Origin of the sequence: Cryobacterium sp. 10I1 (assembly GCF_035019805.1) — a bacterium.
Taxonomy (GTDB): Bacteria; Actinomycetota; Actinomycetes; order Actinomycetales; family Microbacteriaceae; genus Cryobacterium; species Cryobacterium glucosi.
Window position 1 is genome coordinate 1 of record NZ_JASJVF010000164.1, and the last position, 7,567, is coordinate 7,567.

The 7,567-nt window shown below is 68.2% G+C and carries 8 protein-coding genes; 7 read left to right on the forward strand and 1 reads right to left on the reverse strand.

The features are described from left to right. A partial coding sequence (locus QN345_RS13225) for a glycosyltransferase family 39 protein (protein WP_323508743.1) occupies positions 1-1,238 on the reverse strand: 1,238 nt, incomplete at its 3' end. Between the two features lie 135 nt (positions 1,239-1,373). On the opposite strand from QN345_RS13225, the gene QN345_RS13230 reads away from it, so the two are divergent. The 7 genes from QN345_RS13230 to QN345_RS13260 all read left to right on the forward strand — a co-directional run. Continuing rightward, complete coding sequence (locus QN345_RS13230; RefSeq protein ID WP_322136128.1) at positions 1,374-2,174, forward strand: RNA methyltransferase; 801 nt, start codon at positions 1,374-1,376, stop codon at positions 2,172-2,174. A 70-nt stretch (positions 2,175-2,244) separates the two neighbouring features. Continuing rightward, on the forward strand, positions 2,245-3,033 hold the full coding sequence (locus tag QN345_RS13235) for an amino acid ABC transporter ATP-binding protein (RefSeq protein WP_134446995.1): 789 nt from the start codon (positions 2,245-2,247) through the stop codon (positions 3,031-3,033). Positions 3,034-3,104: 71 nt separating this feature from the next. Beyond that, positions 3,105-3,971, forward strand: a complete 867-nt coding sequence (locus QN345_RS13240; protein ID WP_134559719.1) for a glutamate ABC transporter substrate-binding protein — start codon at positions 3,105-3,107, stop codon at positions 3,969-3,971. Positions 3,972-4,077: 106 nt separating this feature from the next. Then, positions 4,078-4,725 (forward strand): amino acid ABC transporter permease, encoded by a 648-nt coding sequence (locus QN345_RS13245; RefSeq protein ID WP_134446999.1) that lies wholly within the window; start codon positions 4,078-4,080, stop codon positions 4,723-4,725. Then, positions 4,722-5,546 (forward strand): amino acid ABC transporter permease, encoded by an 825-nt coding sequence (locus tag QN345_RS13250; RefSeq protein WP_134447001.1) that lies wholly within the window; start codon positions 4,722-4,724, stop codon positions 5,544-5,546. Before QN345_RS13245 ends, QN345_RS13250 begins: the two co-directional genes overlap by 4 nt. 11 nt (positions 5,547-5,557) lie before the next feature. After that, positions 5,558-6,616 carry a phenylalanine--tRNA ligase subunit alpha gene (gene pheS / locus QN345_RS13255; protein WP_323508744.1) on the forward strand — a complete coding sequence of 353 codons (1,059 nt, stop codon included), beginning with the start codon at positions 5,558-5,560 and terminating at the stop codon, positions 6,614-6,616. Further along, positions 6,616-7,567, forward strand: a 952-nt coding sequence (locus tag QN345_RS13260; protein WP_323508745.1) for a phenylalanine--tRNA ligase beta subunit-related protein, incomplete at its 3' end; no start/stop codon positions are given. The genes pheS and QN345_RS13260, both read left to right, overlap by 1 nt.

Below are 7,567 nucleotides of genomic sequence, written 5' to 3' on the forward strand. Positions count from 1 at the left end.
GTGTAGTACGGGTGGATGGTGCCGCTCATGTAGCTGAAGACGAGTCCCGTCACGAGCAGCCAGCCGCCCCAGATCACGAGAGCAGCGCGGGCGCCGTCGGTACGGTGCCGCTTCCGGGTGGCCCAGAGACCGAGGACCAGGGCGAGCAGCGCCGTCGGCAGCAGCCACGAGATCTCGAGGCCCATCTCGCTGCTGAACAGGCGGCTGAGCCCGGTCGCTCCGCCGAAGCTCGAGCCGGCCGCGGCTGTCGTGCTGCCCCCCGCGTTTCCGCCGCCGCCTGCGGTCGCCCCGAAGATCCGACCGAGGCCGTTGTAGCCGAAGACGAGGTCGAGCACGGTGTTGTCCGTGGACCCGCCGATGTATGGGCGAGCGGATGCCGGCCACAGGGCGACCGCGAGCACCCACCACCCCGCCGACACGACGAGGGCGCCCGCGGCGACGCCGAGGTGTGCGAGGCGGCGCCAGACGGTCGTATTCGCCAGGAGCAGGTAGGCGAGGCCGAAGGCCGGCAGCACGAGGAGGCCCTGGAGCATCTTGGTCAGGAAGGCGAAGCCGAGGGCGACGCCGGCGAGGGCGAGCCAGCGCCAGCTCGCGGCGGGCAGCGCGCGGACCACGCAGTACGCGGCAGCCGTCATCAGCACCGTCAGGAGTGCATCGGGGTTGTCGAAGCGGAACATCAGCGCCGCGGCGGGCGTGAACGCGAGCACCGCGCCGGCCACGAGCCCGCCGACGGCGCCCAGCCGTTGGCCGAAGGCCACGAGGCTGCGCCGCACGGTCGCGAAGACGAGGGCGACGGCCGCGACGCCCATCAGCGCCTGCGGCACGAGCACACTCCAACTCGAGAAACCGAAGATCCGCGCCGAGAGCCCCATCACCCAGAGCGATGCCGGCGGCTTGTCGACGGTGATGAAGTTCGAGGAGTCGAGAGATCCGAAGAACAGGGCGGTCCAGCTCCTGGACCCTGCCTGCACCGCGGCGGCGTAGAAGCTGTTCGCCCAGCCGCTCTCGCTCAGGTTCCAGAGGTAGAGCAGGCCGGTGACGATCAGGAGCGCCCAGAACGACGGCCGGATCCAGGCGGCGTCCGTGTGCTCTCCGAGAATGATCCGGGCGATCAGTCCGCGGCGCGCCGTCGACGGCGCGGCGGCGCCGGACGTGCTGGACCCTGTGGTCGCGCCGGATGTGCGCGGCACGGATACGGGTGGGCGGGTCACGTGACCCGGAACGATGTGGCCGGTCATGGCTCCTCCAAAGGTTGATCCTTTGAGCTTGCCGAGTGCGTCCATGGGCCAGCTATGCCGGCGCTATGAGATGGCTATGGCCGGCTGTCAGCGCGGCAACCGCGCCGCCACAGCCCCGGCAAGTAGGCTGGGAGCATGTTAGATAATCCCCGTTCTCCGCGCGTGCGGGCCGTTGCGAAGCTGTCGAACCGGGCCGCGCGCTCCGAGACCGGGCTGTTCCTTCTCGAGGGCCCGCAGGCCGTCGCCGAGGCCCTGAACTTCCGTCCGGAGCTCGTCGTCGAGCTGTACGCAACCCCGACGGCCCTCGAGCGCCACCCCGAGATCGCCGAAACCGCCGTCGATGCGGGCGTCGACGTCGAATTCGTCACCGAGCAGGTCCTCGAGACGATGGCGGACACCGTCACCCCGCAGGGCTTCGTCGCGGTCTGCCACCAGTTCCCCACCTCGGTCAAGGAGATCTTCGCCAAGGAACCGAAGCTCATCGCGATCCTCGAAGAGGTGCGCGACCCGGGCAACGCCGGCACGATCATCCGGGCAGCGGATGCCGCCGGCGCCGACGCCGTGATCTTCACCGGTCGCAGCGTCGACCTCTACAACCCCAAGGTCGTGCGCTCGTCCACGGGCTCGATCTTCCACCTGCCCGTCGCCGTCGGCGTCACCCTTGACGACGTCCGCGAGCGCGCCCGCTTCGCCGGCCTCCAGATCTTCGCCGCCGACATCAAGGGCACCGACCTGCTCGCCGCCCGCAATCAGGGACTCCTTCTCGCGCCGACAGCCTGGCTGTTCGGCAACGAGGCCCGCGGCCTGACCGATGAGGACCTGGCCCTCGTCGACCGCTCGATCACCGTGCCGATCTACGGCCACGCCGAATCGATGAACCTCGCGACCGCGGCATCCGTCTGCCTGTACGAAAGCGCCTTCGCGCAGCGCAGCTAGTCGCGGGAACCGGGCCCGCCGGCGTGCGGATTGGTTTGCGCTGCTAACAATTTCCCCTAGATTGGGGGATATGGAGCCTACAGATCCCACGCCGGCTACGTCGAACATCACGGTGCGTCGGGGCGAGCCCCTCGTGGTCGTTACCGATGTCAACAAGCACTTCGGCGAGCTGCACGTCCTCAAGAACATCAACGCCGTCGTCACCCGTGGCGAGGTCGTCGTCGTCATCGGCCCGAGCGGGTCGGGCAAGTCCACGCTCTGCCGGGCGATCAATCGCCTCGAGACGATCGACTCCGGCGTCATCACGATCGACGGTCAGGCCCTTCCCGAAGAGGGCAGGGGCCTGGCCCGGCTGCGGGCAGACGTCGGCATGGTCTTCCAGGCGTTCAACCTGTTCGCGCACATGACGGTGCTGCAGAACGTCACCCTCGGGCCGATCAAGGTGCGCGGGCTGTCCAAGGCCGACGCCGAGACCCGGGCGATGGCCCTCCTCGAGCGGGTCGGCGTCGCCGACCAGGCCCACAAGATGCCCGCTCAGCTCTCCGGCGGCCAGCAGCAGCGCGTCGCGATCGCCAGGGCCCTCGCCATGGAACCCAAGGTCATCCTCCTCGACGAGCCGACGAGCGCACTCGACCCCGAAATGATCAACGAGGTTCTCGAGGTCATGATCGATCTCGCCAACGACGGAATGACCATGATCGTGGTCACCCACGAGATGGGCTTCGCCCGCAGGGCCGCCAACCGGGTCATCTTCATGGCCGAGGGCGAGATCGTCGAGGAATCGACCCCGGACCGTTTCTTCACCAACCCGCAGACCACCCGCGCCAAAGACTTCCTTTCGAAGATCCTCGCGCACTGAGGATCCTCTTCCCGCAGTACTTGCCGGTCACACGACCGGCGATCCCCGCACACAGCACCCAGGAGGACACCATGCGACTCAATAAAGGTCTAGTGATTTCTGCCATTGCCCTCGCGAGCGTTCTCACGCTCAGCGCCTGCACCGACTCCGGTGCATCCCCCTCTGCGGCCCCCGTCGCCGCCACCCCGACGTTCGCGCCGGGCACGACCATGGCCAAGCTCGCCGAAGCAGGCAAGATCACCATCGGCACCAAGTTCGACCAGCCGTTGTTCGGACTCAAGGGCCCGAACGGCCCCGTCGGATTCGACGTCGAGATCGGCAAGCTCATCGCGGCCAAGCTCGGCATCGCAGCGGACAAGATCAACTGGGTCGAGACCGTGTCGGCCAACCGGGAACCGTTCATCACGAACGGCCAGGTCGACATCGTCATCGCGACCTACACGATCAACGACAAGCGCAAGGAGGTCGTCTCCTTCGCCGGCCCGTACTACGAAGCCGGACAGGACCTGCTCGTGCTCGCCGGGAACCCGAACAAGATCACCGGGCCAGAAGACCTCACTGGGAAGCCGGTCTGCACCGTGAGCGGCTCGACCTCTGAGAAGAACATCGCCGCGTACACGACCAACGTGATCGCGACGGACACCTACTCCAACTGCCTCGGCCCGCTGCGCAGCGGTGAAGTCGTCGCGGTCACGACCGACAACGTCATCCTCGCCGGTCTCGCCGACCAGAACTCCGGCGAATTCGAGGTCGTCGGCAAGCCATTCACCAAGGAGCCGTACGGCATCGGGCTGAAGAAGGACGACACCGAATTCCGCGCCTTCATCAACGACACCCTGGACGCCTCCTTCACCGACGGAACCTGGGCAGCGGCCTGGGAGGCCACCGCAGGCAAGGTCCTCGACACCCCCACCCCGCCGACCATCAACCGCTACTAGAACCCGCGCGACGCCGGGCGGATGCCTGATGCGGCATACGCCCGGCCTCGCGTTCGAATGCACCCACCGACACCCACAGACACAGACATAGAAGAGGAGTTGAGGCATGGACGCAGTCATCGATAACCTGCCGGTCTTCCTCGAAGGCTTTCGAAACACCCTCGGCCTGCTCGTCATCTCCGGGGTGGGCGCACTCATTCTCGGCCTGATCGTTGCCGGCCTGCGCATCTCGCCCATCGGCTCGTTCCGCGGCTTCGCCACGGTCTACACCGAGATCATCCGCAACACACCCCTGACCCTGATCCTCTTCTTCTGCGCGTTCCTGCTGCCATACCTGCAGTTCTCGCCCGGCTACTTCACGCTCGCAGCGATCGGCCTCACCGTCTACACCTCGCCGTTCGTCGCCGAAGCCGTGCGCAGCGGTATCAACGGCGTGCACGTCGGCCAGGCCGAGGCCGCCCGCAGCATCGGGCTCGGCTTCGGCCAGTCGCTCGCCTTCGTGATCCTGCCGCAGGCGCTGCGGATGGTCGTGCCGCCCCTGATCAACGTGTTCATCGCCCTCGCGAAGAACACCTCCGTCGCCGGCGCCTTCTTCGTCTTCGAACTCTTCGGCGCCGCCCGCCAGGTCACCAACGACCGCGGCGACCAGGTTCTCGCAATCCTGCTCGCGGTGGCCGTCTTCTACCTGCTGATCACCGTGACCCTCGGCATCATCGCCGGCCGGGTCGAGAAGAGAGTGGCGGTGCTCCGATGACCTCGGTCCTCTACGATGCGCCAGGCCCCAAGGCCCGGCGGATGTCCCGCATCATCTCCTACGTCGGCGTCGCCGTGATCGCCGTCGGTGTCGTCGCCCTCGTGCTCGCCCTGGGAGCCCCGAAGGCGAGCGCCAACGGCGCCGTGCAGCCCGGACTCTGGGACCTGAGCCGCTGGGACGTCTTCAACGACCTCGAGGTCTGGCGCTCGCTCGGCCGCGGCGCGCTCGCGACCCTCGAGATGGCCGGTGTCGCGGCCGTCCTCGCCCTCGTCCTCGGTGTGCTGTTCTCCTTCGGCCGCGCCTCCGACACGGCCTGGATCCGGGTGCCGACCACGGTCGTCCTCGAATTCTTCCGCGGCATGCCCGTGCTGCTGATGATGCTGTTCGTCCTGCTCGTCTTCTCAACCGGATCGTTCTGGGCCGGCGTCGCCGCCCTCGCCGTCTACAACGGCGCGATCATCGGCGAGGCCCTCCGGGCCGGTATCAAGGCGCTCCCACGCGGCCAGCGCGAAGCCGGTCTCGCGATCGGCCTGACCCCCATCGCGACGCGACTCCGGATCGAATTCCCGCAGGCTTTCCGGCAGATGCTGCCGATCATCATCGCCCAGCTCGTCGTGCTGCTCAAGGACACCTCGCTCGCCTTCGTGGTGGGATACTCCGAACTCCTGCGCAGCATGCGTGACCTGACCAACTTCTTCGGCAACCGATACTCCTTCTCCTTCTTCTTCGTCGTGCTCGTCATCTACCTCGCGATGAACCTGTCGCTGTCGTGGCTGGCCCGGCGGATCGCCCGGCGGAGCGGTTCGAAGCCCACGCACTAAACTTGGGACTTGTGTCTGAATCCACCGAAAACCCCGCACCGGCCGAAATCTCCGAAGCGGCCGTGACCGCGGCGGTCACCGCCGCCCTGGCCGCCATATCCGCCGCCGCCGACTCGTCCGCCCTCAAGGCGGCCCGGAGCGAACACGCCGGTGAGGCGTCTCCGCTCTCCCGCCTGAACGCACTGATGCGTTCGGTGTCGAAGGAACAGAAGGCGGCGGCCGGCAAGCTCGTCGGCCAGGCCAGGGCCCGGGTCAACCAGGCCCTCTCCGCCCGCGAGGCGGGGATCGGCGCGGCAGAGGCCGCCGCACAGCTCGCCGCTGAAACGGTGGATGTCACGGCAGCGGCGTCGACCTGGCACGCCGGGGCGCGGCATCCGCTCGCCCTGCTGCAGGAACGCGTCGCCGACGTCTTCGTCGCGATGGGCTGGGAGGTCGCGGAAGGCCCCGAGCTCGAAAGCGAGTGGTTCAACTTCGACGCGCTCAACTTCGACGAGGACCACCCGGCGCGCGCGATGCAGGACACCTTCTTCATCGACCCGCCCGAGGCACACCTCGTGCTGCGCACGCACACCTCGCCCGTGCAGATGCGCGCCCTGCTCTCCCGCGAGCTGCCGGTCTACGTCGTCGCGCCCGGCCGGGTGTACCGCACCGACGAGCTCGATGCGACCCACACTCCCGTGTTCCACCAGATCGAGGGCATCGCCGTCGACAAGGGGCTCACGATGGCGCACCTCCGCGGCACCCTCGACCACTTCGTGCAGGCCCTCTTCGGCCCGGAGGCGAAGGTGCGGCTGCGGCCGAACTACTTCCCGTTCACCGAACCGAGCGCCGAGCTCGACGTCTGGCACCCGACCTTCAAGGGCGGCGCGCGCTGGATCGAGTGGGGCGGCTGCGGCATGGTCAACGCCAACGTGCTCCGCTCCGCGGGGATCGACCCCGAGGTCTACTCGGGCTTCGCGTTCGGCGTCGGCGTCGAACGAGCACTGATGTTCCGCAACGATGTGAAGGATATGCACGACATGGTCGAAGGCGACGCACGGTTCAGCCAGCAGTACGGGATGACCGTCTGATGCGCGTTCCCCTGAGCTGGCTCGGCGAATTCGTCGACCTCGAACCCGGCACGACCCCCGAAGCCGTACACGCCGCCCTCGTGAGCGTCGGCCTCGAAGAAGAAGAGATCCACCGCTTCGAGCTGACCGGCCCGATCGTCGTCGGCGAGGTGCTCGAGTTCGTCGGAGAGCCGCAGACCAACGGCAAGATCATCAACTGGTGCCAGGTGCGCGTCGCGCCCGGCGACGAAACCGCGGCCGACGGCGGCCCCGCCGTGCACGGCATCGTCTGCGGCGCCCACAACTTCGTCGTCGGCGACAAGGTCGTCGTGACCCTGCCCGGCGCGGTGCTCCCCGGCCCGTTCCCGATCGCGCCCCGCAAGACCTACGGCCACGTCTCCGACGGCATGATCGCCTCGGCCCGCGAGCTCGGCCTCGGCGACGAGCATGATGGCATTCTGCTCCTGAAGAACCTCGGCCTCGACGACGCCCCGGTCGGCACCGACGCGATCGCCCTCCTCGGACTCGACGACACCGCCGTCGAGGTCAACGTGACCCCCGACCGCGGCTACGCGTTCTCGATCCGCGGCATCGCCCGCGAATACTCGCACGCGACAGGGGCCGCCTTCCGCGACCCCGCCCTCGCGACGGTGACCGCGGTTTCCACGATTGATTTCCCCGTCACGCTCGCCGACGCTTCCCCCATCCGCGGTCGCGTGGGCGCGAGCGTCTTCGTGACCCGCGCCGTGCGCGGCGTCGACCCGTCCCGGCCCACTCCGGCCTGGATGATCACCCGGCTCGCCCTCGCGGGCATGCGGTCCATCTCGCTCGTCGTCGACGTGACCAACTACGTCATGCTCGAACTCGGCCAGCCGCTGCACGGCTACGACCTCGACGCCCTCGCCGCCGCGAAGCGCGGGGAGATCCAGGTTGTGGAGGTGCGCGCGAGCGACTACTTCGGCCCGGGCGCTG

Excerpts from the sequence above, each read along its gene's own strand:
- QN345_RS13250 (WP_134447001.1), top strand. The coding sequence starts at position 4,722 with ATGACCTCGGTCCTCTACGATGCGCCAGGCCCCAAGGCCCGGCGGATG.
- QN345_RS13235 (WP_134446995.1), top strand. The coding sequence starts at position 2,245 with ATGGAGCCTACAGATCCCACGCCGGCTACGTCGAACATCACGGTGCGT.
- QN345_RS13240 (WP_134559719.1), top strand. The coding sequence starts at position 3,105 with ATGCGACTCAATAAAGGTCTAGTGATTTCTGCCATTGCCCTCGCGAGC.
- QN345_RS13245 (WP_134446999.1), top strand. The coding sequence starts at position 4,078 with ATGGACGCAGTCATCGATAACCTGCCGGTCTTCCTCGAAGGCTTTCGA.
- QN345_RS13230 (WP_322136128.1), top strand. The coding sequence starts at position 1,374 with ATGTTAGATAATCCCCGTTCTCCGCGCGTGCGGGCCGTTGCGAAGCTG.